Here is a 24,895-nt window from a genome sequence, read left to right as displayed (position 1 = left end):
TGGAATAGTGGAATCACAGAGCTTGGATTCACCAGCGTCTGGTGACCCGGATGAGGGGAGGTGGCAACGCCCGATGATCGCTGGGACACCTGTACTCGACCTCGATGACGTCGCCTCGCTGGAGGCGGCGGATGCCGGGGGGACATTGCGCTCTGCCGCCTCCGGCGGCGCCCTGGTTCGCGCGACCGCCGCGGCACTCGCCGAGGACGCGCTCACCCGACTGCGGGAGCTACGCCCGCGCAGTCTCGTACTCGTCTCCGGAAGCGGGCGGGCCGCCCGCGCCGCCGCACTGCTGGTGGCCGCGCTCGGCGATCGCACCAGCATGCCGCTGGTGGCCGCCACCGCGATTCCACCGTGGGTGGGTCCGCTGGACGTGGTGCTGGTCGCCGGCGATGACGCGGGGGATCCGCGCCTGGCCGAGGCCGTCGACTTCGCGGTGCGCCGCGGCGCCGAGGTCGTGGTCGCCGCCCCCGACGAGGGACCGCTGCGCGCCGCCGCCGCGGGCCGGGCCACCATGCTGCCGCCGCGGGTGCGGGTGCTCGATCACAATCGGCTGCTGCGCTATCTGGCGGTCGGTATGGCGGTGCTGGCCGCGGTGGACCCCAATCGCACCGGGCCGCTGCTGCCCGATCTGAACGCGCTCGCCGATCTGCTCGATGCCGAGGCGCTGCGCGACGGACCGCAGCACGAGGCGTTCCACAATCCCGCCAAGACCCTCGCGACGCGGATGCAGCAGCGCAAGCGCATGGTGCTCGCGGGCGATTCCCCCGCCGCCGCGATTCTGGCCGCGCACGGTTCGGAGGTGCTGCTGGCCGCGGCCGGGCAGATCACCTCGGCCGTCACCCTGGCCGAAGCCGTTGCCGCGCACGGCGGTTTGGTGCAGGCCGCCGGTGTGGCCGCCCCCGGTTTCGATCCGCTCTTCCACGACGAGGAACTGGACGGTCCGGCCCCGGTGGAGCAGGTGCGGCTCTTCGTGCTCAGCTCCGATGCCGATCAGTCCGCTGCGCGGCGACGGCTCGCGGTCTTCGGCTCCGACGCCGGACTGGTCGACGCCGAACTGGTGAACGTGGATGCCGAGACCGCGTCGGCCGATCCCGAACTCGGCGCCGCGCCCGGCCCGCCCGCGAACCGCGGCGAACTGGAACAGCTTGCGGTACTTGCGCTTCGGCTGGAGATGGCGGCGGCCTACCTACGACTACTCGGTGCCCGCCCGGCCTCGACCACGGGTAGCTACGACGGGGGACACTACTAGTGCACGAACTCGTTGGTGCGCTGCGATCCTATGCCTGGGGTTCACGCACCGCGCTCGCGCAGCTGTGCGGGCGACCGGTTCCTTCCGCGCATCCGGAGGCCGAACTCTGGTTCGGCGCCCACCCCGCCGATCCCGCGCAGGTGCGGATCAACGGTCACAGTCAATCGCTGCTCGAAGTGGTCAATACCGATCCGCAGCGCGAACTCGGCGCTGTCGCGGGCGAATTCGGCGGGCGACTGCCCTTCCTGCTCAAAATCCTGGCCGCCGAGGAACCGCTCTCGCTACAGGCGCATCCGAGCCTGGAACAGGCACGGCACGGCTTCCAGCGCGAGAACAGCGCCGGGGTGCCCATCGATTCGCCGATGCGGAACTACCGGGACGAGAACCACAAGCCCGAACTCGTGGTGGCGCTGGACCGGTTCGAGGCGCTGGCCGGATTCCGGGAACCGGTGAAAACGGTGCGGCTGCTGCACGCGCTCGAGGTGCCCGAACTGGAGTCCTATGCGGATCTGCTCGGCGCGCAACCCGATTCGGCCGGATTGCGGACCCTGTTCACCACCTGGATCGCCCTCCCGCAGGCCAGTCTGAGCAAGCTGCTGCCCAAGGTGCTGGACGGCTGCGTGCGCTATCTCTCCGAGCGGGACACCGGAACCAATGGTGCGCGAAAGGAATTCACCGCCGAGGTGCGCACCGTACTCGAACTCGCCGAGGCGTATCCCGGCGATGCGGGGACGCTGGCCGCGCTGCTGCTCAACCGCGTCACCCTCGAACCGGGTGAGGGCCTGTTCCTGGCCGCCGGAAATCTGCACGCGTACCTGCGCGGGGTCGGCGTGGAGATCATGGCCAACTCCGACAACGTGTTGCGCGGCGGGCTCACCCCCAAGCACGTGGACGTCCCCGAACTGCTGCGGGTGCTGGACTTCGAGCCGCTGGACCTGCCCATCATCGAGCCGGAAGCCCTGGGCGAGGGCGTCTTCCAATACCACACCCCCGCCCCCGAATTCGCGCTGAGCCGATTCGAACTCGCCGCCGACGCCGACCCGATCGCCATTCCGCACACCGGCCCGGGCATCGCCCTGTGCACGCACGGCACCATCCGCTTCCTCCAGGGCCGCGACGAACTCCGCGTCGACCGCGGGCACGCGGCCTGGATCTCCGCCTCCGACGGCGCAATTCGCGCCCAGGCGATAGACGGCCCCGCACAGCTGTTCTGCGCAACCGTCGACGAAGACTGACCACGAACCCGTCCGTCCCGGGTGTGCGGACCGGTGCGGCCTAGGCTGCATGGCGGGCGGTTAGGGTCGGTAGGCTTCGCCCTTCAAGCGGGTTTTGCGACAAAACGGACATTGGTTCGGGAAGGAACACAACATTGTCTGCGGGTGGCGGTAAGAAGGCGATCCTGGCGGCGCTCAGCGCCAATGCCGGAATCGCGGTGGCGAAGTTCATCGGCGCGGCGATCACCGGATCGGCGTCGATGCTGGCCGAGGCCGTGCACTCGGTGGCCGACACCTCCAACCAGGGGCTACTGCTGCTGGGGCAGCGGCGCGCCGAACAGGACGCCGATGAGCTGCACCCGTTCGGGTACGGCCGCAATCGTTACTTCTATTCCTTCATCGTCGCGCTGGTCATCTTCGCGCTCGGCTCGGTGTACGCCATCTACGAGGGCATCCACAAGATCCAGCATCCCGAGGAGCTGTCCAGCCCGTTCGTGGCCATCGCCATCCTCGGTATCGCCATCGCGCTGGAGAGCTACAGTTTCGTCACCGCCATGCGGGAATCCAAGCCGCTCAAGGGCGATGCCAGCTGGTGGCGGTTCATCCGCAACTCCCGCAATCCGGAGCTGCCGGTGGTGCTGCTGGAGGACTCCGGCGCGCTCATCGGCCTGGTGCTGGCGTTCGCGGCCATCTCGCTGACCGTGATCACCGATGAACCGGTGTGGGACGGTATCGGCACGCTGTCGATCGGCATCCTGCTCGGCATCATCGCCGTCATTCTGATCATCGAGATGCAGAGCCTGCTGATCGGCGAGGGCGCGACCCCGGACGAGGACCGCGCGATTCGCGAGCGGTTGGTGGACGACAAGGCCATCGACCGTGTCATCCATCTGCGCACCCAGTACCTGGGTCCGGAGGAGATGCTCGTGGCGGCCAAGGTCTCCATCGTGCCGGGCCTGGAGATCGCCGATATCGCCACCGCCATCGATGCCGCCGAGGCCCGGATCCGCGCGGCCGTCCCGGTCGCCCGCGTGATCTACCTCGAGCCGGATCTGTATCGCACACAACCGATTCAGGGCTGAGCACAACACTCGAACCGGCCGGACCCGCGACGCGATTCGGGTCCGGCCGGTGTGCGTGTACATCCGGCGCTCCCGGGGCGGCATCGGTAACGTGATCGTATGGCGTCCGGCAGCAGACAAGCGGTTCTCGCGGCCTTCGCGGCCGATGTCGGTATCACCCTCGCGAAATTCGCGGGCGCGGCGATCACCGGGTCCGGGTCCATGCTGGCCGAGGCGGCGCACTCACTGGCGGACAGCGCCAATCAGGGCCTGCTGCTGATCGGCCGCAAACGCGCCCAGCAGGAACCGGATCAGTTGCACCCCTTCGGGTATGGGCGCAACCGCTACTTCTACGCCTTCGTGGTGGCGCTGGTCATCTTCAGCGTCGGATCGCTGTACTCCATCGAGGAGGGCATCAGCAAGATCCGGCATCAGCAGGAGCTGACCGATGTCGGCATCGCCATCGCGATCCTGGTGGCGGCGATGGGCCTGGAGTCCTACAGCCTGCTCACCGCGATTCGGGCGTCCACCCCGATGAAGGGCCGGTACAGCTGGTGGCGGTTCATCCGCACCACCCGCAATGCCGAACTCCCCGTGGTGCTGCTGGAGGATTCCGGCGCCCTGGTCGGGCTGGCGCTCGCCTTCCTCGGCGTCGGCCTGACCGCCCTCACCGGCAATCCGCTCTGGGACGGTATCGGCACCATTGCCATCGGCGTGCTGCTGGGCTGTATCGCGTTGGTGCTCATCATCGAAATGCAGAGCCTGCTCATCGGTGAGGGCGCGACCCCCGAGGAGGAGCGGCGCATTCGCGCGGCCCTGGTCGACGGCGACCAGGTGACCCGCGTCCTCAACCTGAAAACCCAATACCTGTCCCCCAGCGACTTACTCGTCGCAGCCAAGGTCGCCATGAAACCCGGCCAGGACATCAGCGCCGCCGCCCTCGCCCTCGACGCCGCGGAAGCCCGTGTCCGCGAAGCGATTCCGGCCGCGGGCAACGTCTACCTGGAGCCGGACCCGTACCGCACCGCCGCGGAGTAGGCGTCCGCCGCGACCACTGCCGAGCGCACGCCGTCAAGCGCGGCCGGCGAGGAGGTCCAGGGGGTCTGTGCGGATGCCGAATTCGCGGCGCAGGGCATGGCGGGCGGCGTGCAGGCCGTTCATACCGTGGACGCCGGGGCCGGGCGGGGTGGCGGAGGAGCATAGGTAGACGCCGGGCAGGGGCGTGCGGTACGGGTTCCAGCGGGGGACGGGGCGGAAGATGCTCTGGCGCAGGGTCATCGCGCCGGCGGAGATATCGCCGCCGATGTAATTCGCGTTGTGGGCGGGCATGGTGGCGGCGGTGCGGACGTTCGTCGCCAGGATGAGGTCGCGGAAGCCGGGGGCGAAGCGTTCCACCTGGGCGGTGACGGCCTCGGTCATATCGCGGGTGGAGCCGTTGGGGACGTGGGCGTAGGTGTAGAAGGTGTGCTTACCCGCGGGGGCGCGGCTGTCGTCGACGACGCCGGGCTGGATGGACAGGACATACGGGCTTTCGGCGTGATGTCCTGCGGCAACGGCCTTTTCGGCGGCGACGGCCTCGGCACGACTGCCGATCAGATGCAGGGTGCCCGCGCGTTCGCAACCGCGCGCCTGCCACGGGACCGGGCCGGAGAGCGCGAAGTCGACCTTGCAGGCCGCTCCGCCATACTGGAAACGGCTGAGCGCCTTGGCGTATCGACCGGGCAGGCGGTTCGCGGCGATGCGCTGGAGTTCGGCGGGCGCCAGATCCAGCAGAACCGTTCGCACGGAATCGAATTCGTCGATGGAGTCGACCCGATGCCCGGTGATGATGCGACCGCCGTGGTGGCGCAGGTCGGCGGCCAGCGCGTCGGCGATGGCCTGACTACCGCCGCGCGGTACCGGCCAGCCGCGCGCGTGCGCCAGGGTGCCCAGCAGCATGCTCACCCCCGCGCCCGGGATACTGCGCGGCGGCCGAATCGCGTGCGTGGCAACGCCGGTCATCAGCGCGGGCGCGATGTCCTCTCGAAAACGCAAGTCCCACAGCGGTGTCGACTGCTCCACCAGGCGCCGGGCGGCACGCAATTCGATGCCCGGATCGAGCCGGAGCAGGACCGCGGGATCCAGTGGCGGATGCCGCATATCCGACATGATCAGTGCGACCAGGTCTTCCCATTCGCGCAGCAGCGGCCCGAAGTATCGCCGCCACGCCCCGCCGTCGCGGCCCAGCCCGTCGGCGGTCCGCTCCAGGTCAAGCCAGGCCAGCCCGGCCCGCCCGCCGTCGAGCGGATGCGCGTACGACACCTGCGGGGTGAGCATCTCCACCCCGTGCGCCGCCAGATCGAAGGCCCGGAAGAACGGCGAGGCCACCGCCATCGGATGCGCCCCCGCGCACAGGTCGTGCCGGAACCCCGGCAGGGTGACCTCCGCGGTCCGGCACCCGCCCCCGATGGAGCCGGCCGCCTCGTGGACCTCCACCTCGAGCCCCGCTCGAGCCAGGATCACCGCCGCCGCAAGCCCATTGGGCCCCGACCCGACCACCACCGCGTCAGCCATACCCACAGCCTATGCGCAGACGCGGAAGCCCCGCCGAAACCGCGACCGAGCGAACCAGGCCCCTGAACTCCCATCGGAGATCAGTCCGTTCCAACCCATTGGGCGACAAGGATTCGCAGGCGCTCAGCGCGAAATTCGGGGCGCAGCCGCCCGCCTCGATCCAGGGTGGCCAGGCCGTGCAGGGCGGACCAGGCGACCTCGGTGAAGGTCTCCACATCGTGCGATCCGGCGAAGGGGGCGAAGGTGTGCAGTAACTCCACGAAGGAGTCCTTGAGCGCCTGCGGGGCCTCGGGACCGAATTTCAGATCGGTGCGCAGCAGGAACAGGGCGTCGTAGAGGGCCGAGCTGTCCCGCGCGAAGGCCAGATAGCTTTCGGCGACGGCGGTCAGAGCCGCGACGGGATCGGGGGCGGATTCGCGGGCCCCGCGGGTAGCGACGGCGAGTTCGGCGGCGGCCTGTTCGGCGACCGCCGCGACAATGGCGTCCTTGCCCGCGAAATGGCTGTACAGCACGGGCTGGCTGTATTCGATGGCATCGGCGAGGCGGCGAATGGTGACCGCGTCCCAGCCCTGGGTCTCCGCGAGTTCGCGAGCGGTGTCGATGATGCGCTGATGGCGATCGGCGCGTTCGCGTTCCTTGCGGGTTTGGATGGCGCTCATGAAATGAACTCTAGCATCGCTAGACAAACTACCCATGCATCATCTAGCGTTATCCACATCAGTTAGCAACGCTAGATTATGGAGCAGAACTAATGACCATCTCCCGCATCGCCACCGCCCTGTCGCTCCTCGGTGCGGCCTTCATCATCTACGTCGGAATCGGCTTCCTGACCGATCCGGAGAGCTCCGCCAGCGGCTTCGGCATGCCCGTATGGCCGCACGGCGACGCCGCCGACTTCCTGAACGTCAAGGGCGACCGCGACATCGTCATGGGCCTGCTCATCCTGGCCCTCCTCGCCTTCCGCCAGCGCCTCGCCCTCGGCATCACCATGCTGGTCATGGCACTCGCCCCGGTCGCCGACATGCTCATCGTCCTCACCCACAACGGCTCCACCGCAGCCGCTTTCGGCATCCACGGCTTCACCGCCGTGCTGGTCGCCCTCACCGGCGTGCTGCTGCTCCGCGAGCCCCGCACCGCCCCGATCGCGACCTCGACTGTGACCCCCGCCACCGTCCGATGAATTTCCGAACCCCGAATCGTCTTCTCCCGCAAGCACACAGATAAAGGAGCGACACCATGGCGACCACCAAGCCGCACGGCCCGGTCTCGTACTTCCCGAGCATCGAAGCCAAATACGGTCGCTCCGTCGACGACTGGTTCGCGGTTCTCACCGAAACCGGCATCACCGGCCAGAAGCCGCTGGTCGAGTTCCTGAAAACCGAACACGAGATGGGCCACGGCCATGCCACCGCCCTCGCCCAGTTCCACCTGAACCCCGGCAAATGGGAGCGCTGATCTCCCGCGAAACGTCGAAATCGGCCGCCCCGCAACGGGAGCGGCCGATTCGCGTTGTACAGCCCTATACGTCGGTGGAGAAGCGGATGCCGCCGTCCGGGATATCGACCCCGGGCCACACCCGCGCACCGCGTAAGAGTTCACAGCGCGCGCCCACGACCGCACCGTCGCCGATCACACCGTCGCGCACGAGCGCGCGCGGACCGATGCGCGCGCCGAAGCCCACGATCGAACGTTCCACCGTGGCACCGGCTTCGACGCAGGCGCCGTCGAAAAGGATCGCACCGTCCAGGCGTGCGCCCGCCCCGACCTCGGCGCCGCGGCCGACGACCGTACCGCCGATGAGCAGTGCGCCCGGCGCCACACCCGCGCTCGGGTGCACCAGCGATTCACCGCGCTGCCCCGGCAGCGCCGGGGACGGGGCGATACCGCGCACGAGATCGGCCGAACCGCGGACGAAGTCCTCGGGGGTGCCCATATCGCGCCAGTACGAGGTGTCCACGTGTCCCTGGATATGCGCGCCCTCGGCGAGCAGGGAGGGGAAGGTCTCGCGTTCCACCGAGACCGGGCGGCCCGCCGGAATCTTCTCGATGTACTCGCGGCGGAAGACATAGCAACCGGCATTGATCTGATCGGTCGGCGGATCCTGGGTCTTCTCCAGGAAGGCGGTGACCCGGCCGGTCTCATCGGTGGGGACGCAGCCGAAGGCGCGCGGATCACCGACCCGGACCAGGTGCAGCGTCACATCGGCATTGCTCGAGTGATGTGTCTCGAGCACGGCGTTGAGATCGGTGCCGCCCAGCACATCGCCGTTGAACACCATGACGGTGTCGGCGCGCAGCTTCGGCAGCACATTGCGGATACCGCCGCCGGTGCCCAGCGCCTCGGATTCGAAGACGTACTCGAGTTCGAGCCCGAGTTCGGAGCCGTCGCCGAAGTGTTCCTCGAACACCTCGGCCTTGTAGGAGGTGCCGAGCACCACGTGCGTGATGCCCGCATCGGCGATGCGGGCCAGCAGATGCTGTAGGAACGGCAGTCCGGCCGTGGGCAGCATCGGTTTCGGGGCGGACAGGGTCAGGGGACGCAGGCGGGTGCCCTGGCCTCCGACCAGGATCACCGCATCCGTGGACCCGGCAGCATTGCCGCTGTTCGCCATCATCTCCCCTGTTGTCGGGTTGTCAGTGAGTCGCGCCCGTCGACTCGGCCGCTGCCTTATCGCGTTCGCGCAGTGCGGATCGAACCGCAAGCCTGCAGCGGATCGCAAGTCCAGCCTTCAGCGCGATCCGGAGCGGAGCCTGCCACCAGTGCGGATGCCGATCTGCCTGGAAACGGTAGGCGCTGGCGTGATGCGCCGGGAGCATCGTCTCCGGGTGGCGTCCGGCGGCATGTCCCTTGGCGTGCGTGACCTCCGCGGACGGCACGAACACATTGTGCCAGCCCGCCCGGCCCATTCGATCACCGAAGTCGACATCCTCCATGTACATGAAGTAGCGCGAGTCGAAACCGTCGATGGAGTCGAAGGCGGCGCGGCGAACCAGCAGACAGGAGCCCGAGAGCCAGCCGACGGTGCGCTCGGAGATCTGCTCGTTCTCCTGGCGGTAGCGGCGGGTCCAGGGGTTGCCCGCCCAGATGGTGCCGAGGATGGCGTGGCCGGCGCCGTCGAGCAGGCCGGGGACCGAGCGCGCGGAGGGGTAGAGGCTGCCGTCCGGTTCGAGCACCTTGGGACCCAGGGCCCCGGCGCGCGGCCAGCGGCGGGCTGCGGCGAGCAGTTCGTCGATGGAGTCGGTGTGCCAGCGAATATCCGGGTTCACGATGGCGATGAACTCGATCTCCGGATCGATCTCGGCGACCGCGCGATTGATGGCGCCGCCGTACCCGATATTGCCGCCGGTGCGTAGCAGTCGCACATGCGCGTTGGCATCGGCGATCAACTCCGGTACACCGTCGGTGGAGCCGTTGTCGGCCAGAATGACCTGCGGCTTCTCGCTGGTAGCGGTGGCTAGCGTACTGATGAAGTGCTGCAGGTGCTCACCGGGCGAGTAGGTCACCGTGACGACGGCCAGCGTCGGCCGTTCAGCAGAATCCGAGGGGCTCACGGACGCCCAGCCTAGTCGGAGATGGCGGAGAGCGCGTCGTTCAGTGCCGCTCGCCAATCTCGGAGCGGGGTGAGCCCGGCCGCGGCCCAGGATTTGCCCGAAAGGACCGAATATGCCGGGCGCGGAGCGGGTCTCGGGAAATCGGCGGTGCCGCACGGGAGTACGCGGTTCGGATCGGCCCCGATACCCGCGAAAACGGCCCGCGCGAGTTCGAACCAACTGGCCTGTCCGGCATTGGTGGCGTGCAGAATTCGCGGCATCGCGGGCGAACCGGGCGCGCCGGGACGGCCGGCCAGCTCCAGCAGCCCCGCGGCCAAATCCACTGCGTATGTTGGTGATCCGAGCTGGTCGGCGACCACGTTCACGGTCTCGCGCTCACCTTCGAGGCGGCGCATGGTGGCGACGAAGTCGGTGCCCTGTCCGGTGTAGACCCAGGCGGTTCGAACGATCCGGGCATTCGGGTCGAGCTCCAGAACCGCCTGCTCCCCGGCCAGTTTCGAACGGCCGTAGACGGTGGACGGACCGGTCGGATCGGTCGGCTCATAGGGCTGCGCGGCGGTGCCCGGGAAGACATAGTCGGTGGAGACGGTCACCAGGCGCGCACCGGCTTCGGCGCACACCCGCGCCAGCACCGCGGGTCCGGTGGCATTGACCGCGAACGCCGCCGCCTCCTCGGACTCGGCCCGATCCACCGCGGTGTACGCCGCGCAATTAACCAGCACATCACCCGGATTCACCACGGCGCGTACGGCATCGGCGTCGGTGATATCGAGTTCGGCGCGTCCGTAACCACGCGAACCGGGCGCGAGCGCCAGCAGAGCGCGCCCGAGTTGCCCGTGCGCGCCGGTCACCACGAGCCGCGCGGTGATTGGTGTCACGGCGGGAAATGTCACGGCGGACAGTCTGGCACGCCCCGCGCGGGACCGCACGCACCCGACTCCACCTGCGCGTATACCTCCTCGCGCGCGCGTACGCGCGCGCGAGGCCGCACGACTCACGGAGCGTCGGCTACACGGACATGTCCGGACGCGCGTCTAGCCTGCCTAGTGGGGGAATTCCATCGACGTCACCCGGAGTTCGGGTGTGGTCGGCCGAACACTGAGAGGAAGTCGAGGTTGTCGCAACCCACGAGGGCATCCGCGCCGCTACCGTCGCGCCGCCCGCCGAGGTCGAGTTCGTGGGGCGGTCGGCACCGCGCGAATCCGCTGCGTGCGCTGTCCGCGGTGGCCGCGGTATTGGTCCTGGTATGCACCGGGCTCGGCTGGCACAGCGTGGATCAGCTCGTCTCCAGTATCGAGCGGATCGGCAATCTCGGCCTGGGTGGGGGCCGGGACGGCGCGGTGGACATTCTCATGGTGGGCATCGACTCCCGCACCGACGCGCACGGCAATCCGCTGTCCGGCGATGAGCGGGCCATGCTGCACGCAGGTGACGAGGTGGGCCTCAATACCGACACCATCGTGCTCATCCGGGTGCCGAACAACGGCGAATCGGCGACCGCCCTCTCCATTCCGCGTGACTCCTATGTGGATATCCCCGGTCTGGGGATGGGCAAGATCAACTCGGCGTACGGCGCGACCAAATTGACCGAACAGCAGAAACTGCTCGACAAGGGCGTCGGCGCGAGCGATGCCGATAAGCGCTCCACCCAGGCCGGGCGGCAGGCGCTGATCAAATCGGTCGCCAATCTGACCGGTATCACCGTGGACCATTACGCCGAGGTGGGTCTGCTCGGTTTCGTCCTGCTCACCGATGCCGTCGGCGGTGTCGAGGTATGCCTGAACAATCCGGTGTACGAACCGATGTCGGGTGCGGACTTCCCCGCCGGATCCCAAAGACTCAACGGGCCCGAGGCTTTGAGCTTCGTACGCCAGCGCCATGAACTACCCAGGGGCGACCTGGATCGGATCGTGCGCCAGCAGGTGTACATGGCGCAACTGGTGCATCAGGTGCTCAGTGCCAAGACGCTCACCAATCCGGGCCGCCTCAAAGAACTCAGCGATGCGGTCGGCCGCACGGTCGTCCTCGACGACGGCTGGGATGTGCTGTCGTTCATGCACCAATTGCAGGATCTGTCCGGCGGCAAGGTGAAGTTCGAGACCATTCCGGTCAAGGATCTCAACGGCTGGACCGATGAGGGCGAATCGGTGGTCAAGGTCGATCCGATCGCCGTGCGCAAGTACGTCTCCAAAACCATCGGCGATGACGACGCGCACGAGGAGACCGGCGGCGTCGACCCCTCCACGGTCACCGTGGACGTCTACAACGCCAGCGGCACCGGCGGTCTGGCCGGCCAGGCGGCACAGGCGCTGACCGGCAAGGGATTCCGCACCGGCTCGGTGGACAATTGGATCGGCGGACCGATCCAGAGCAGTCGGGTACTGGCGGCGAACAGCGGTGACGACAAGGCACGAGCCGTGGCCGCGGCCCTGGGCGGGCTGCCGGTGTTCTCGCAGAGCGGGATGCCGGAGGGCTCGATTCGGGTGGTGCTGGCCGGTGACTACGCTGGTCCCGGTTCGGCGACGGGTAGCACTTCCGACTTCACCACCAGCAGTTCGAACACCATGACCCCGGTGCCGCCCGCTCCACCCATCGATGCCGGTAAGAACGGACCGAAATGCGTGAACTGAACGAGACCCTCACCGAAGCGGTGCTCGACCCCATCCTCGCCCGCGATCCGGCGGGCCCGCGCATCACCTATTACGACGACGCCACCGGGGCGCGGATCGAGCTGTCCGCGCTCACCCTGGCCAATTGGGCGGCCAAGACCGCCAATATGATTCGCGACGAATTCGGGCTCTCGGCCGGATCCCGGGTCGCGGTGCTGCTGCCCGCGCACTGGCAGACCGCCGCGGTGCTGCTGGGCTGCTGGTGGGCCGGGGTCGAGGTGGTCCTGCACGCCGATCCCGATGCCGAACTGGCGCTGGTGACCGCCGATCGCATCGACGAGGCCGGTGATATTCCCGAGGTCGCCGCGCTGTCGCTGGATCCGATGGGTATGCCGGTGCGGGATCTGCCGGTCGGCGTCACCGATTACGCGAGCGCGGTGCGGGTGCACGGCGACCAGTTCCGGCCGAGCGGTATCGGCTGCGCACTGGACGGCACCTCGGTCTCGGAGGTCTTCGAGGAGGCCCGCAAATCCGCTGCGCGCCAGGGCTTCACCGCCGAGGATCGGGTGCTCTCCACGACCTCGTGGGAGACACCGGCCGAATTGATCGACGGTCTGGTCGCGGTGCTCGCCGCCGGAGCGTCATTGGTGCAGGTCGCGAACCCCGACCCGGCCGCCCGGGAGCGGCGCATCAGTTCCGAACGGGTCACCGCGCAGCGCGGGGCCTGATCGCCCGCGCCGGTTCGTCCTACCGGGGTAGGAGCGGCTTTTCCCTCTTCGGGATGTTTTTCGGCACACCGGTTTTCCGTACGGTGGAGACATCCGATGATGGGAGTCAGCGATGATGAGCCCGCGATACTGGTTACGGTGGCTGCTGGAGCAGGGCACGCCCAGGTACGCATTGCGTATACAGGCCCGGCGGGGTGATCCCTTCGCCCGGCTGGTCGGCAGTACCGAGGGATTGCGGGACCCGTATCCGTATATCGAAGCGCTGCGCGGACGCGGACGCCTGTCCCACGGTCCGGTGGGCTGGGCCACCGCCGATTACGAGCTGAGCCGGGCCATCCTGCGGGACAATCGATTCGGTATCTTCGGCGCGCACAATGTACAACTGCCCGCCCCGCTGACCAGGCTGATTCACGCCGCGCCGCTGCCGCCGAATCCGGTGGAGCCGCCGTCCATGCTGGTGGTCGATCCACCCGAACACACCCGATTGCGCAAATCGGTCTCGGCGGCGTTCACCCCGCGTGCCGTCGGACGGCTGCGCGAACGGATCGAATCGGTGACCGCGGAACTGCTCGAGGCGCTGCCCGCGGACGGATCCGCCGATCTGGTCGAGGATTACGCGGCGCAGGTGCCCATCGCCATCATCGCCGAAATGCTGGGTTTCCCCCAGGAATCGCGCGCGGAATTCCTGGCCTGGGGTGATGCGGCCAGCCCACTGCTGGACTTCGGCATCGCCTGGCGCACCTGGCGGGCGGCCGCGGCCGCCATGATCGCCATGGACGGGTACCTCGACGATCACATCGCGCGACTGCGCCGCGAACCCGGCGACGATATTCTCAGCAGCCTGGTCACCGCGGGCGATCTGGATGATCGCGAATTGAAGGCGACGGCCAGCCTGCTCATGGGCGCGGGTTTCGAGACCACGGTCAATCTCATCGGCAATGGCGTGGTGCAGTTGCTCGGCCATCCCGAGCAGTCGGCGAAGCTGCGCGACGATCCGGAACTGTGGCCGCAGGCGGTCGAGGAGGTGCTGCGCTTCGACGCGCCCGTGCAGAACACCGCGCGAATGGCGCTGTGCGATACCGAGATCGGCGGGGTGTCACTGCACAAGGGCAGCGTGGTGGTGCTCTCGCTGGCGGGCGCGAATCGGGATCCGAGGGTATTCGAGCATCCGGAGCGATTCGATGTCACGCGCGCGAACGCCAGGGATCACCTGACCTTCTCCAGCGGTATCCACACCTGTCTGGGCGCGAGCCTGGCCCGGATGGAGGCCGGATACGCGCTGCGCGCGCTCTTCGACCGCTTCCCGGAGCTGTCGCTGGCGGGCGCACCGGTGCGGCGGCCGCTGTACACCCTGCACGGCTACTCCAGCATGCCGGTGAACCTGGGCCGCCGCGCCACCGCGACGGTGTAGCACCGCCGCCCCTCAGTAGAAGCCGACCACCTGGTCGCCCCAGACCGAATTACGGTCGCCGTCAGGGTCTTCCACGATCCGGTCGGCGGCATCGATCACCAATGTCCTGCGTTCGGCGACGGTGTAGGGCGGCCAGTGTTTGGAGCCGTCGATGGCCGCCGGAACGCCGTGTGCGGCGAATGCGGTCCAGCGGCGCATCATACGACCCGAAACCTCCTGCGCCACTTTGCGTCCGCCGAGCCAGAAGGTCGGATCGTGGTCGAAGGAGCCGAAATTGCCGAAGACATAGGGCAATTCACAGGCATGCCCCGCACCGACCCGCGCCGCCTTGAGCATCGGCGTGGCATGGTCGAAGCGGTACATCCAGGTCGGCGAGTGCAGCGAATGCGCCTCGGCCACCCAGTGCGCGGGCATCCGGAAGGCGGCGTCGGTGGACAGGCCCAGCGCCCCGCGCGGGGTGGAAACCATATAGGCGGAAGCGATTTCGGCGATCCGCTCGGCCGACAGTCCGGGGTGCTCGGCCGCCACGCCCGACAGCATGGCATTGACCGCCTCCGGGGTGACCGGCATGATCGGCGAGCGGAACAGCCGGAACATGGACGCCTCGTCCTTATTGGTGCCGATGATCAACGGCACCCGATGCGAGCGGCCCTCGCGGAATCGTTCGGTCGGATAGGCGGGCAGCAGATCGCCGTCCACCACCGGGACCGCGGCCAGGCGGCCCGGCTCCTTGGTGGGCACCTCGTCGAAGAGGATGCCCGCGGCGGAAGCGATGCGCTCGATGGGCAATTCGAGCAGTTCCCCCGCGCGGGATTCGGTGAGCTCCAGGATCTCCAGATAGCGCCGCGCCACACCGGCCGTGCGCTCCGGCCCGAAAACCGTGGTGGCGGGCGGTGATTCAGCGATCGCGCGATGGAACAGCCCGGCCGAGCGCGGTGAGGTGAGCAGTGCGGTCACACAGCCCGCGCCGGAGGATTCCCCGAAGATGGTGACATTGCCCGGATCGCCGCCGAAGGCCGCGATGTTGTCGCGCACCCACTCCAGGGCGAAGATCTGATCGTGCAGGCCCAGGTTCGGCACGAAGTCCGCGCCGAGGGACGACAGGTCCAGGAAGCCGAGCGCACCGAGCCGGTAGTTGACCGTGACCACGATGAGCCCGCCGGTCTCGGCGAGTTTGCGGCCATCGTAGATGGCCTGCGCGGCGGTACCCAGGCAGTACGCGCCGCCGTGCAGCCACACCATGACCGGGAGCGGTTCGTCGGTGACGGTGGCGGGGGCCCACACATTGAGCCACAGGCAGTCCTCACCCATCCGCAGTCCGGAGTCGACCGGGACGAATCCGGCGGCCTGCGGAGCGATCTCCCCGAAGGTGACGCAATCGCGCACGCCGTCCCATCGATGCGGGGGCTGCGGCGGCCGGAAACGATTGGGTCCACCCGCGTCGGCGGCATACGGAATTCCGCGCCAGACGGCGGTGGATCCCTCCCGCCGGCCCCGGACCCGACCGTATTCGGTCCGTACCACCGGGTCGACATCCTCGTCCGGCAGTGTCTCGAAGACTCGAGTGCTCACAGCCCACCTCCTCGTACTCCGTAAATCGAGAGTACCGAGTGCATCGGAAACGGCAGGTCGATCGCGACCCGCGCGCCGCCGACCGGGGCGCACGGCACAGCGGAGCCGGGCGTCCGCCGATACCGGGTCACCGGCCGTTCGGTGGCGAGTACCCGCGCCGGAGCGCGGGGCCTGGCCTACGCTGGGCGGGTGCCGAGTTATGCGTACCGATGCCGCAGCTGCGGCGATACCTTCGAAATGTCCCGTCCGATGGCGGAGGCGTCCGATCCCGCCGACTGCCCGCGGGGCCATACGGACACCGTCAAACTCCTGACCACCTTCGGGACGGTCAGCCGCGGCGGGGCCGTACCGGCCGCCGCCCCGCAGATGCCCTCGATGCCGTCCGGCGGCGGTTGCTGTGGCGGTGGCGGCTGCTGCTGACCCTCAGTCAGCGTCCTTCTTATCGGTGTGACCGAGCGAGCGTCCCGGCGCGACCCGGTCGCGCACCTTCTGCTTGAGGACGGCGATATCGGGAAAACCGCCGTCCGCCTTGCGATCCCAGAGCTGCTCGCCATCGACGGTGATGCGGAAGACCCCACCTTCGCCCGGTACCAGCGCCACCTCCGAGAGGTCGGTGACGAAGGTGGTCAGCAACTCCTGAGCCATCCAGCTCGCGCGCAGTAGCCAGCGGCACTGGGTGCAGTATTCGATCGCTACGCGGGACATATCGGACACCCTACCGGCGCCTTCCCCCGCATCGCGCACATGGTTCCACCTTTGTTGAATTCACTTTCCCCACAGCGTTTTTCATTGATCACCGCGAAACCACTTCACCCGGGAAACCAGCAAAATATTGGCAATGCCCGTGGGCGCGCACTTGTCGGTGCCCTGCGATAGACATGCGGTGAACGAAGGAAGGGGGCACGATGACCACCGCCTGGACCGCCGATCAGATCGCGGCGCTGGCTCCGGATGCCGCATCACTCACCGCCGCCCGCAAGCTGCGCGGCAAGTGGAGCGGCAGCGGGCAGCACGACACCGCGCTCTGGGGCCTGTGTCAGGGCAGCGGCAGTCGCCCGTATCAGACGATCGTCGACACCGCCGGGCCCGCGTACAAATGCTCCTGCCCGAGCCGTAAATTCCCGTGCAAACACGCGCTTTCACTACTGCTGGTCTGGTCCGAGGGCGATATTCCAGCTACCGATGCCATTGCCGATTTCGCGGCCGAATGGCTGCACGGTCGCGCCGCCCGCGAAGCCAAAAAGGCCGACCCGGAATCGAATCCGGCGCGCAAGACCAATTCCGCCACCGCCGATCAGCGCCGCGCCCGCGTCACCGCCGGGCTCGCCGATCTGGATATGTGGCTGACCGACCAGATTCGCACCGGTCTGGCGGCGGCGGACCGTTCCCCCACCGCCTTCGAGACGGTGGCCGCCCGCATGGTCGACGCGCAGGCCCCCGGCATCGCGGCCACCCTGCGCCAATTGCCGCGCGCCGCAACCCGTTCCGACTGGCCGCGACTGCTGCTGCGCGAATACGCCCGGCTGCATCTGCTGGCTACCGCGCACCATCGCCTCGACGCGCTCTCCCCCGCCCTGCAAGCCAGTGTGCGCACCCATATCGGCTATCCGACTCCCGCGGAATCGATTCGCACCGAACCGGCCGTCCGCGACACCTGGATGGTCCTGGGCGCGCGAACCACCGTCGAGGACAACCTCTACACCCGCCGAATCTGGTTGCGCGGCAGAACCTCCGGTCACTGGGCCCTGATCGTGGACCACCATTTCGGCAGCCCCAGCTTCCCGCAGGACACCCCCGCCCCCGGCTTCCAGATCGAGGCCGACATCCACTACTACCCCGGCGCGAACCGACTCCGCGCCGTCTGGGGCACCCGCCATACCCTTCCGGACCCGTTCACCACGGTGCCGGATACTCGCACTCGAACGCACGGCGCCGCTGCCGAGTTCGGTGATCAACGGGACGCGAACGCCGAGGCCGCCAGGCATGCGGCGGGCACCGCCCCCCGCGCCGAAGACCACGCGGACACAGAGATCGAAGGCCGTACGGGCGCGGAGCCCGCGGCGGACAAGGTGACCGCCCCGCATGCGGGTGAACGGCCGTGGGGAATCGCCGTCGCGCTCGAAGATCATGCACGGGCGGTCGGTGCCGATCCTTTCGTTCGGTCCTGGCCGGTGTTCCTGGCCGACGTGACGCCGATTCACAACGAAAGTGGTTGGTGGGTAGCGGAATCCAATGGCACTTCGTTGCCGATCGCGGTCGGCGACGGTGAACCCTGGCGGCTGCTCGGGCTCTCCGGCGGCCATCCGCTGGGCGTGGTCGGGGAATGGACCGCCGAGGGACTGGTGCCGGTCGCGGCACTGTGCGATGGAACGGTGGTGGATATCGGTGTGGCGGAGGGGACCTCATACGGTATCCCCGGCGGCGCAACGGAATCGGATACCGGGAGTGCCGAACTGGTCTCCGCGGCGCTGGTCGGCACGGCCCGCCGCACGGTGAACAGGGAGGCACTGTCCGCACCGGTCCTCGCGCTTTCTCACCGCCCCGCGGCAGCACCCGCACCCGCCGACCCGGCCGCCTCCGCGAATCCACTCCATCCCGGTCCGACCTCGATGCCCACACCTCGTCATTCCAATGCGCCGGCCGATCCGACCGCGCCGATGGGTCCGCTCGAAGCCGGGCCGGGCGCTACACCCGTGGTCGCTGAGTCGACCACACCCGCCGATTCGATCGAAGGCGATTCGACCGCCACATCCGCGAACCGCCGGGTCGGTGATTCGGCCGCAGAATTGCTCGAATCCGCGGCGCTACAGGACTGTTTCGCGAGGGGCGGGGCGATGCCGGGATCGGTGGAGTTGCCGGCGGCGGCGGAGGCGGATGAGCGGTTGCGGTTGTCTTCGGCCGCGGCGGCGCGATTGGCTGAGCTGCTGACCGATAATTCGCCGTTCCTGCACGAGTGGTTGGCGACCGCCGATGCGCGGGATCTCCGTGCGCCGGACGCGCTGTGCAGTCTGCTGTTGGAGCGGGCCAAGGCCCTGTCGCAGCATCGGGAACCGCTGTTGCGGTTGGCGGGGGCGCGGGGGCGCTGGCTGGCGGCACAGCATCCGGGGTGGCGCACGCTGGTGCGGGCGGACGCGGCGGATGAGTCGGTGTGGTCGCACGGGCGAGCGGCCGAGCGCCGGGTGTGGTTGGCGCAGTTGCGGCGTCGCGATCCGGTGGCCGCGCGCGATGCCCTGGCCGGCTCGTGGGGCACCGAATCCGGGCCGGGCAAGGCGGAGCTGCTGGCATGCTTCGCGGACGGTCTCTCACTCATGGACGAAGCACTGCTGGAGACCGCGCTGGACGATCGCCGCTCCGAGGTGCGGCGAACGGCGGCGGATCTGCTGGGCAGACTGCCGGATTCGCATTTCGCGCAGCGCATGACCGAGCGCGCCGCGGCCTGGCTCACCTTCGGGCAGCGATTGCGCCGTCCCGAGTTGACCACCACCGGTCCGGGCGTGCTCGATGACGCCGCCCGCCGCGACGGCGTCGGAGATTCCTTCGGCTACACCGCCTATCGCGCCGACGGCGCACCCGATCTCTCCGCCGAATGGCTGCACCGGGTGGTCGCGGCCACCCCGCTGCGGCATTGGGAGCGGGTGCTGGGCCCGCCCGAACAGGCCGTGCGCACCGCCATGACCGAGACCATGCGCGGCCCCATGTTCGCGGGCTGGACCGACGCCGCACTGGCACAACGGGATTCGTCCTGGGCGCAGGCCCTGTTCGCCGCCTACGCCGCACAGGAGGCCGGTGAGTCCGACAGTGAGAAGCTGCGCGAACTCTTCGCCCTGCAACCCCTGGACGATCAGATCCGGCATCTGCGCCGCCTGGACAGCAGCTGGCTCGCCGAGATCGAATCGCTGCTGCGCGCCATCGCGCGGCCCTGGCCCGGCCCGATGGCCGACCATGTGCTGCGCCTGCTGCTCGAGCGTGCGCAATTGAGCGCCGACCGGCCGGGCGCGCCCAGCCTGGTGCCCGGCTCCTACCGCACCCTGTTCCGCGCGGCCGCCGCGCATTTCCCGGTGACCGCCGCCGACCTGGTGACCGGTATCGCCCGCAAATGCGGAGATCCCTACTGGGAGCAGGCTTTCGACCAACTCGCCCACGACCTCATCCAACGCAGAGCAATGCTCGAGGAGCTGAAGTGACCACGATTCAGGAGCAGGACGCCCTGCTGCGCCCGCATGCCGAACAAGCCTTCGCCGAGGAACTGGCCGCGCTCGCGGCCGCCGACGACCGCCCGCGCCCGCCGTCCTGGAAGCTGTCGCCGTGGGCGGTGGTCACCTACCTGCTCGGCGGGACGCTGTCCGACGGCACCGTGATCAGCCCCAAGTACGTGGGCCCGCGCCGCCTCATGGAGGTGGCGGTCGCCACCCTGGCCACCGATCGGGCGCTACTGCTCATCGGTGTGCCCGGTACCGCGAAAACCTGGGTCTCCGAACATCTCGCGGCCGCGGTCTCCGGTCGGTCGACCCTGCTGGTGCAGGGCACCTCCGGCACCGCGGAGGAGGCCATCCGCTACGGCTGGAATTACGCGCGCCTGCTGGCCGAGGGTCCGAGCGATGCCGCGCTGGTGCCCTCGCCGATCATGACCGCCATGCGCGCGGGTTCCATTGCCCGCCTGGAGGAACTCACCCGCATCCCCTCGGATGTACAGGACGCGCTCATCACCGTCCTGTCGGAGAAGACGCTGCCCGTACCGGAATTGGGCACGGAGGTGCAGGCCGCCAAGGGTTTCAATGTGATCGCCACCGCCAATGATCGCGATCGCGGCGTGAACGAGCTCTCCTCCGCACTGCGCCGCCGCTTCAATACCGTGGTGCTGCCGCTGCCCGCCGGGGAGGACGAGGAGGTGGCGATCGTCAGCCGCCGCGTCGAACAGCTCGGCGCCGCACTGGAATTGCCCGCGGTGCCCGCCGCGGCCGAGGAGGTGCGCCGGGTGGTACGGGTCTTCCGCGAACTGCGCTCGGGGATGACCGCCGACGGCCGCACCAAATTGAAGTCGCCGTCCGGCACGCTCTCCACCGCCGAGGCGATCTCGGTGATCACCAATGGCCTCGCACTGGCCGCGCATTTCGGCGACGGCATTCTGCGCCCCGCCGATATCGCGGGCGCGGTGCTGGGCGCGGTCATCAAGGATCCGGTCGCCGATTCGGTGGTGTGGACCGAATACCTGGAGGCCGTGGTGCGCCAGCGCGCCGACTGGGCGGACTTCTACCGGGCCTGCCGCGAGGTGAGCTAGATGAGCACCATCTCCACCGCCGTGACGGCCGAGACCCGCGTCTTCGGTATCCGCCATCACGGTCCGGGTTCGGCGCGTTCGCTGCGCCTGGCACTCGAGAAATTCTCACCAGACGCCATTCTCATCGAGGGTCCGGCCGACGCCGATCCGCTGCTCGGCTTTCTCGCCGCCGAGGGTATGGAGCCGCCGGTGGCCCTGCTCGGCTACCACCCGGACGAACCGGCCAAGGCCGCGCTGTGGCCCTTCGCGGTTTTCTCCCCGGAGTGGCAGGCGATGCGCTACGGCGCGGAGAACACCGTGCCCGTCGGGTTCTTCGATCTGCCCGCCGCCATGACGCTGGCCCTGACCGACGAGCCGGGTGATCGCTCGGATCCGCTCGCCGAGCTGGCCGAGGCGGGCGGGTACGACGATGCCGAACGCTGGTGGGACGCCATTGTCGAATCCTCCTCGGACGCGGAGATTTTCGAGGCGGTGAACGAGGCCATGGCGGCGCTGCGCGAAACCGCGGTCATCGATGAGCACACGCTGCGCCGCGAGGCGTATATGCGGCAGGTGATGCGAAAGTCGTTGAAGGACGGGGCACAACGCCTGGCCGTCGTCTGCGGGGCCTGGCACGGTCCGGCGCTGTCCGGCAAGCTCGGCCCGGCCACCGCCGACGCCAGGATCCTGAAGGGGCTGCCCAGGGGCAAGGCCATGCTGACCTGGGTGCCCTGGACGCATTCGCGCCTGTCGTCCGCCTCCGGATACGGCGCGGGCATCACCTCGCCGGGCTGGTATCACCATCTGTTCACCCAGACCGAGCAGCCCATCGTGCGCTGGCTGACCAGGGTCGCGGGCATGCTCCGCACCCATGATCTGCCGGTGTCGAGTGCGCACATCATCGAATCGGTCCGGCTCGCCGAAACTCTCGCGACCCTGCGCGGGCGGCCCCTGGCCGGGTTGTCCGAGGTCACCGAGGCGACCCGCGCGGTGCTCTGCGACGGCGATGAGACCATGCTGCGCCTGGTCAGCTCGGAAATGGTGGTCGGTGAGGCGCTGGGCGCGGTCCCGGACGGCACCCCGACCGTGCCGCTGGAGGCCGATCTACGCGCGCAGATCAGGACGCTGCGGTTGAAACAGCAGGCCCTGGAGCGCACCGTCGACCTGGATCTTCGCACCGACCGCGATATGGCCAAATCCCATCTGCTGCACCGGCTCCGGCTGCTCGGCATCGGCTGGGGTCAGCTCACCGACGGTCAGGTGCGCAATACCGGCACCTTCCGGGAGACCTGGACGCTGCGCTGGCGGCCGGAGCTGTCCATCGCGATTATCGAGGCCGCGCGCTGGGGCACCACCCTGCGCACCGCCGCCGAGGCGAAAGTGCTTGATACCGCTGCGAATCCGGATGTCACGGTGGGGCAGGTGTCCGCTGCCCTGGAAGCGGCGCTGCTGGCCGATCTGGGCGGCGCGACCGACGGCCTCATCGCCCGGCTGGAATCGGTTGCGGCCCTGGACCATGACGTCACCCATCTGATGGCGGCGCTCCCGGGTCTGCTGCGCACGCTGCGCTACGGCGATGTGCGCGGTACCGATTCCGATGCGCTGACCCGGGTGGCCGACGGTCTGCTGGTGCGCGCCTGCGCCGGCCTGCCCAGCGCGGTCACCGGCCTGGACGGCGACGGGGCCGCCGAGCTGCGCTCGCTGATAGACGCTGTGCACCTGGCGCTTTCGGCGCGCGAGAACGCCTGGGCGACCGCCACCTGGCTGGCCGCGCTGCAGACCCTCGCCGATCGCACCGATATCAACGGCACCCTGGTCGGCCGGGCCGTGCGACTGCTCTGCGATGCCGAGATCATCGATGCCGCCGAATCCGCCCGCCGACTATCGGCGGCCCTGTCGGTCGGTCACACCGCGGCCGAGAAGGCGGCGTGGATCGACGGTTTCCTGGGCGGTCGCGGCCTGCTCCTGGTCCACGATCGAAACCTGTTGGGCCTCATCGACGCCTGGCTCTGCGGCCTGGACGAGGACCAGTTCGTGGCCACCCTGCCGCTGCTGCGCCGCACCTTCGGCGCCTTCGAATCCGGGGAACGCCAGGCCATCGCACAGTCGGTCCGCAATGGCGCGCCGACCACGGTCGCGACGACGCAGGGCGAGTACGACAGCGTCCGGGGGCAGCTCGCGCTGCGGGCGGCGGCCGAAATCCTCGGGATCGCAGGATGATCGGCCGTCGATGGTGTGGTTCCCGGCCAAATGCGCGCCGGGATGACGGGGGTACCACTCGCAGGGATGTCGGCGACGCGCGGGGGGATGACAGGAGTGTCACGCGGCACGACGACGGGGCCGCACAGCGGAATGACAGGAGTATCACGCGCCGGGATGACGGGGGCGTTGCGCGCAGGGATGACGGGAGTGCCAGTGGCATATGGAACTTGGGAGGAATGCGATGAGCGGGGTGGACGAAGCGCAAGCGCGGCGGTGGCGGCTGGTGCTCGGGGGTGCGGCCGAGGCCGGGCTGGGCGCGCTCGGGGCGGCCGAGGATGTGGCCATGGATCGGGCCATGGGGGCGCTGTACGACACTGATGCTCGCAGTGGGGCGAGTGGACGGCGGTCCGGCGGGCTGGGCGGGTCCGCGCCGCAGGTGGCACGGTGGCTCGGGGATATTCGGCGATACTTTCCCTCGACCGTGGTCGAGGTGATGCAGCGCGATGCGGTGGACCGGCTGAACCTCACCGAATTACTTTTGGAGCCCGAGCTTTTGGAGGCGGTGGAGCCGGACGTGCATCTGGTCGGCACCCTGCTGAGCCTGAATAGGGTGATGCCCGAGACCACCAAGGCGACCGCGCGCATGGTCGTGGAGAAGGTGGTGCGCGAGATCGAGCGCAGGCTGGCGGCGCAGACCATCGCCGCGGTCGGCGGTGCGCTCAATCGCGCGGCGCGGGTCTCGCGGCCCAAACTGCGCGATATCGACTGGGACCGCACCATTCGCAAGAATCTGGCCAACTATCTGCCGGAGCAGCGCACCGTGGTGCCGGAAAAGCTTGTGGGATACGGGCGTAAGGCCCAGGCCGTACGCCGGGATGTGGTCCTGGCCATCGACCAATCCGGATCCATGGCCTCGAGCGTGGTGTACGCGTCGGTGTTCGGGGCCGTGCTGGCCTCCATGCGCTCGCTGAAGACCTCGCTGGTGGTCTTCGACACCGCGGTGGTCGATCTGACCGAGAAGCTCTCGGATCCGGTCGATGTCCTGTTCGGCACCCAACTGGGCGGCGGCACCGATATCAATCGCGCCATCGCCTACTCCCAGTCGCTCATCACCCGCCCCGCCGACTCCCTCTTCGTCCTCATCTCCGATCTCTACGAGGGCGGTGTGCGCGCGGCGATGCTTCGCAGAATTCGCAGCATGAAGGAGTCGGGCGTCCAGGTGGTGGTGCTGCTGGCGCTCTCGGACGAGGGCGCACCCGCCTACGACCGCGATAACGCCGCCGCACTCACCGCCCTCGGCGTACCCGCTTTCGCCTGCACCCCGGACCGTTTCCCGGATCTGCTGGCCGTCGCACTGGATCGCGGCGATGTCCAGAAATGGGCGCATGTGAACGCCGGGCAGGCCGGCTGAGATATAAAGCCGTGGAATATAGCGTCTGAGGCGGCTACGCCCCACACGGTAGGCTGCCAGCTTGATCTGTCTCG

General features: G+C 68.8%; 21 protein-coding genes. 14 read left to right on the top strand and 7 right to left on the bottom strand.

The window, feature by feature from the left end:
- The first annotated feature begins 73 nt into the window (after positions 1–73).
- The 4 genes from NA10_RS22825 to NA10_RS22810 all read left to right on the top strand — a co-directional run bounded on the left by NA10_RS22825 (position 74) and on the right by NA10_RS22810 (position 4,565).
- Positions 74–1,252 carry a tobH protein gene (locus tag NA10_RS22825; RefSeq protein WP_067571258.1) on the top strand — a complete coding sequence of 393 codons (1,179 nt, stop codon included), beginning with the start codon at positions 74–76 and terminating at the stop codon, positions 1,250–1,252.
- Positions 1,252–2,487, top strand: a complete 1,236-nt coding sequence (gene manA, locus NA10_RS22820) for a mannose-6-phosphate isomerase, class I (RefSeq protein ID WP_067571256.1) — start codon at positions 1,252–1,254, stop codon at positions 2,485–2,487. The genes NA10_RS22825 and manA overlap by 1 nt, the downstream gene beginning before the upstream one ends.
- A 134-nt stretch (positions 2,488–2,621) precedes the next feature.
- Positions 2,622–3,548 (top strand): cation diffusion facilitator family transporter, encoded by a 927-nt coding sequence (locus NA10_RS22815; RefSeq protein ID WP_067571254.1) that lies wholly within the window; start codon positions 2,622–2,624, stop codon positions 3,546–3,548.
- A 99-nt stretch (positions 3,549–3,647) separates the two neighbouring features.
- Positions 3,648–4,565 carry a cation diffusion facilitator family transporter gene (locus tag NA10_RS22810; protein ID WP_067571252.1) on the top strand — a complete coding sequence of 306 codons (918 nt, stop codon included), beginning with the start codon at positions 3,648–3,650 and terminating at the stop codon, positions 4,563–4,565.
- A gap of 33 nt (positions 4,566–4,598) precedes the next feature.
- Here NA10_RS22810 and NA10_RS22805 read toward each other — a convergent pair whose 3' ends face one another.
- Entirely contained in the window at positions 4,599–6,080 is a 1,482-nt protein-coding gene (locus tag NA10_RS22805; RefSeq protein ID WP_067571250.1) for a phytoene desaturase family protein, read from the bottom strand.
- Between the two features lie 80 nt (positions 6,081–6,160).
- Positions 6,161–6,739: a TetR/AcrR family transcriptional regulator gene (locus tag NA10_RS22800; RefSeq protein ID WP_067571248.1), complete on the bottom strand. Its 579-nt coding sequence runs from the start codon at positions 6,737–6,739 to the stop codon at positions 6,161–6,163.
- Positions 6,740–6,831: 92 nt separating this feature from the next.
- Here NA10_RS22800 and NA10_RS22795 point away from each other — a divergent pair, with 92 nt between their 5' ends.
- Both NA10_RS22795 and NA10_RS22790 read left to right on the top strand, forming a co-directional pair.
- Entirely contained in the window at positions 6,832–7,260 is a 429-nt protein-coding gene (locus tag NA10_RS22795) for a DUF4267 domain-containing protein (protein ID WP_067571246.1), read from the top strand.
- Between the two features lie 56 nt (positions 7,261–7,316).
- Positions 7,317–7,535, top strand: coding sequence for a DUF4287 domain-containing protein (locus tag NA10_RS22790; protein ID WP_067571244.1), 219 nt, complete (start codon positions 7,317–7,319; stop codon positions 7,533–7,535).
- 64 nt (positions 7,536–7,599) lie between these two features.
- Here NA10_RS22790 and manB read toward each other — a convergent pair whose 3' ends face one another.
- From manB to rfbD, 3 genes are read right to left on the bottom strand one after another with little or no spacing between them, the layout of a single operon-like run.
- The gene (gene manB, locus NA10_RS22785) at positions 7,600–8,691 is read right to left on the bottom strand and encodes a mannose-1-phosphate guanylyltransferase (protein WP_373862404.1); all 1,092 of its coding nucleotides are present in this window, start codon (positions 8,689–8,691) and stop codon (positions 7,600–7,602) included.
- A 22-nt stretch (positions 8,692–8,713) separates the two neighbouring features.
- Positions 8,714–9,631 carry a glycosyltransferase family 2 protein gene (locus NA10_RS22780; protein WP_067571240.1) on the bottom strand — a complete coding sequence of 306 codons (918 nt, stop codon included), beginning with the start codon at positions 9,629–9,631 and terminating at the stop codon, positions 8,714–8,716.
- Positions 9,632–9,642: 11 nt separating this feature from the next.
- Positions 9,643–10,533, bottom strand: coding sequence for a dTDP-4-dehydrorhamnose reductase (gene rfbD / locus NA10_RS22775; protein WP_084515142.1), 891 nt, complete (start codon positions 10,531–10,533; stop codon positions 9,643–9,645).
- A gap of 213 nt (positions 10,534–10,746) precedes the next feature.
- Here rfbD and NA10_RS22770 point away from each other — a divergent pair, with 213 nt between their 5' ends.
- The 3 genes from NA10_RS22770 (at position 10,747) to NA10_RS22760 (ending at position 14,379) form a co-directional block, all read left to right on the top strand.
- The gene (locus NA10_RS22770) at positions 10,747–12,261 is read left to right on the top strand and encodes an LCP family protein (protein WP_084515140.1); all 1,515 of its coding nucleotides are present in this window, start codon (positions 10,747–10,749) and stop codon (positions 12,259–12,261) included.
- A complete protein-coding gene (locus NA10_RS22765) occupies positions 12,249–12,968 on the top strand; it encodes a TIGR03089 family protein (protein ID WP_067571236.1) in 720 nt (239 codons plus the stop codon). The genes NA10_RS22770 and NA10_RS22765 overlap by 13 nt, the downstream gene beginning before the upstream one ends.
- A 115-nt stretch (positions 12,969–13,083) precedes the next feature.
- Positions 13,084–14,379: a cytochrome P450 gene (locus NA10_RS22760; RefSeq protein ID WP_067571302.1), complete on the top strand. Its 1,296-nt coding sequence runs from the start codon at positions 13,084–13,086 to the stop codon at positions 14,377–14,379.
- 12 nt (positions 14,380–14,391) lie between these two features.
- On the opposite strand, the gene NA10_RS22755 is transcribed toward NA10_RS22760, so the two are convergent.
- Complete coding sequence (locus NA10_RS22755) at positions 14,392–15,951, bottom strand: carboxylesterase/lipase family protein (RefSeq protein WP_084515139.1); 1,560 nt, start codon at positions 15,949–15,951, stop codon at positions 14,392–14,394.
- A gap of 141 nt (positions 15,952–16,092) precedes the next feature.
- Here NA10_RS22755 and NA10_RS22750 point away from each other — a divergent pair, with 141 nt between their 5' ends.
- The gene (locus tag NA10_RS22750; RefSeq protein ID WP_307188410.1) at positions 16,093–16,371 is read left to right on the top strand and encodes an FmdB family zinc ribbon protein; all 279 of its coding nucleotides are present in this window, start codon (positions 16,093–16,095) and stop codon (positions 16,369–16,371) included.
- Positions 16,372–16,374: 3 nt separating this feature from the next.
- On the opposite strand, the gene NA10_RS22745 is transcribed toward NA10_RS22750, so the two are convergent.
- Positions 16,375–16,656 carry an Rdx family protein gene (locus tag NA10_RS22745; RefSeq protein ID WP_067571234.1) on the bottom strand — a complete coding sequence of 94 codons (282 nt, stop codon included), beginning with the start codon at positions 16,654–16,656 and terminating at the stop codon, positions 16,375–16,377.
- Between the two features lie 200 nt (positions 16,657–16,856).
- Here NA10_RS22745 and NA10_RS38810 point away from each other — a divergent pair, with 200 nt between their 5' ends.
- From NA10_RS38810 to NA10_RS22725, 4 genes are all read left to right on the top strand, one after another.
- The gene (locus tag NA10_RS38810) at positions 16,857–20,135 is read left to right on the top strand and encodes an SWIM zinc finger family protein (protein ID WP_067571232.1); all 3,279 of its coding nucleotides are present in this window, start codon (positions 16,857–16,859) and stop codon (positions 20,133–20,135) included.
- Positions 20,132–21,229 (top strand): ATP-binding protein, encoded by a 1,098-nt coding sequence (locus NA10_RS22735; protein ID WP_067571230.1) that lies wholly within the window; start codon positions 20,132–20,134, stop codon positions 21,227–21,229. The genes NA10_RS38810 and NA10_RS22735 overlap by 4 nt, the downstream gene beginning before the upstream one ends.
- Positions 21,230–23,428, top strand: a complete 2,199-nt coding sequence (locus tag NA10_RS22730; protein WP_067571228.1) for a DUF5682 family protein — start codon at positions 21,230–21,232, stop codon at positions 23,426–23,428. It begins immediately after the preceding gene.
- A gap of 223 nt (positions 23,429–23,651) precedes the next feature.
- Entirely contained in the window at positions 23,652–24,821 is a 1,170-nt protein-coding gene (locus NA10_RS22725) for a VWA domain-containing protein (RefSeq protein WP_067571226.1), read from the top strand.
- Positions 24,822–24,895: the final 74 nt, after the last annotated feature.

Origin of the sequence: Nocardia acidivorans NBRC 108247 (genome assembly GCF_001625085.1) — a bacterium.
Taxonomy (GTDB): Bacteria; Actinomycetota; Actinomycetes; order Mycobacteriales; family Mycobacteriaceae; genus Nocardia; species Nocardia acidivorans.
Note: the sequence above shows the minus strand (reverse complement) of the source record. Positions and strands in the feature narration are given on the sequence as shown.

What these genes read in the sequence shown, in the direction of transcription:
- NA10_RS22765 (WP_067571236.1), top strand. Translation starts at nt 12,249, where the DNA reads ATGCGTGAACTGAACGAGACCCTCACCGAAGCGGTGCTCGACCCCATC.
- NA10_RS22800 (WP_067571248.1), bottom strand. Translation starts at nt 6,739, where the DNA reads ATGAGCGCCATCCAAACCCGCAAGGAACGCGAACGCGCCGATCGCCAT.
- NA10_RS22730 (WP_067571228.1), top strand. Translation starts at nt 21,230, where the DNA reads ATGAGCACCATCTCCACCGCCGTGACGGCCGAGACCCGCGTCTTCGGT.
- NA10_RS22825 (WP_067571258.1), top strand. Translation starts at nt 74, where the DNA reads ATGATCGCTGGGACACCTGTACTCGACCTCGATGACGTCGCCTCGCTG.
- NA10_RS22725 (WP_067571226.1), top strand. Translation starts at nt 23,652, where the DNA reads ATGAGCGGGGTGGACGAAGCGCAAGCGCGGCGGTGGCGGCTGGTGCTC.
- manB (WP_373862404.1), bottom strand. Translation starts at nt 8,691, where the DNA reads ATGGCGAACAGCGGCAATGCTGCCGGGTCCACGGATGCGGTGATCCTG.
- NA10_RS38810 (WP_067571232.1), top strand. Translation starts at nt 16,857, where the DNA reads ATGACCACCGCCTGGACCGCCGATCAGATCGCGGCGCTGGCTCCGGAT.
- NA10_RS22790 (WP_067571244.1), top strand. Translation starts at nt 7,317, where the DNA reads ATGGCGACCACCAAGCCGCACGGCCCGGTCTCGTACTTCCCGAGCATC.
- NA10_RS22810 (WP_067571252.1), top strand. Translation starts at nt 3,648, where the DNA reads ATGGCGTCCGGCAGCAGACAAGCGGTTCTCGCGGCCTTCGCGGCCGAT.
- NA10_RS22745 (WP_067571234.1), bottom strand. Translation starts at nt 16,656, where the DNA reads ATGTCCCGCGTAGCGATCGAATACTGCACCCAGTGCCGCTGGCTACTG.
- NA10_RS22805 (WP_067571250.1), bottom strand. Translation starts at nt 6,080, where the DNA reads ATGGCTGACGCGGTGGTGGTCGGGTCGGGGCCCAATGGGCTTGCGGCG.
- NA10_RS22760 (WP_067571302.1), top strand. Translation starts at nt 13,084, where the DNA reads ATGAGCCCGCGATACTGGTTACGGTGGCTGCTGGAGCAGGGCACGCCC.
- NA10_RS22795 (WP_067571246.1), top strand. Translation starts at nt 6,832, where the DNA reads ATGACCATCTCCCGCATCGCCACCGCCCTGTCGCTCCTCGGTGCGGCC.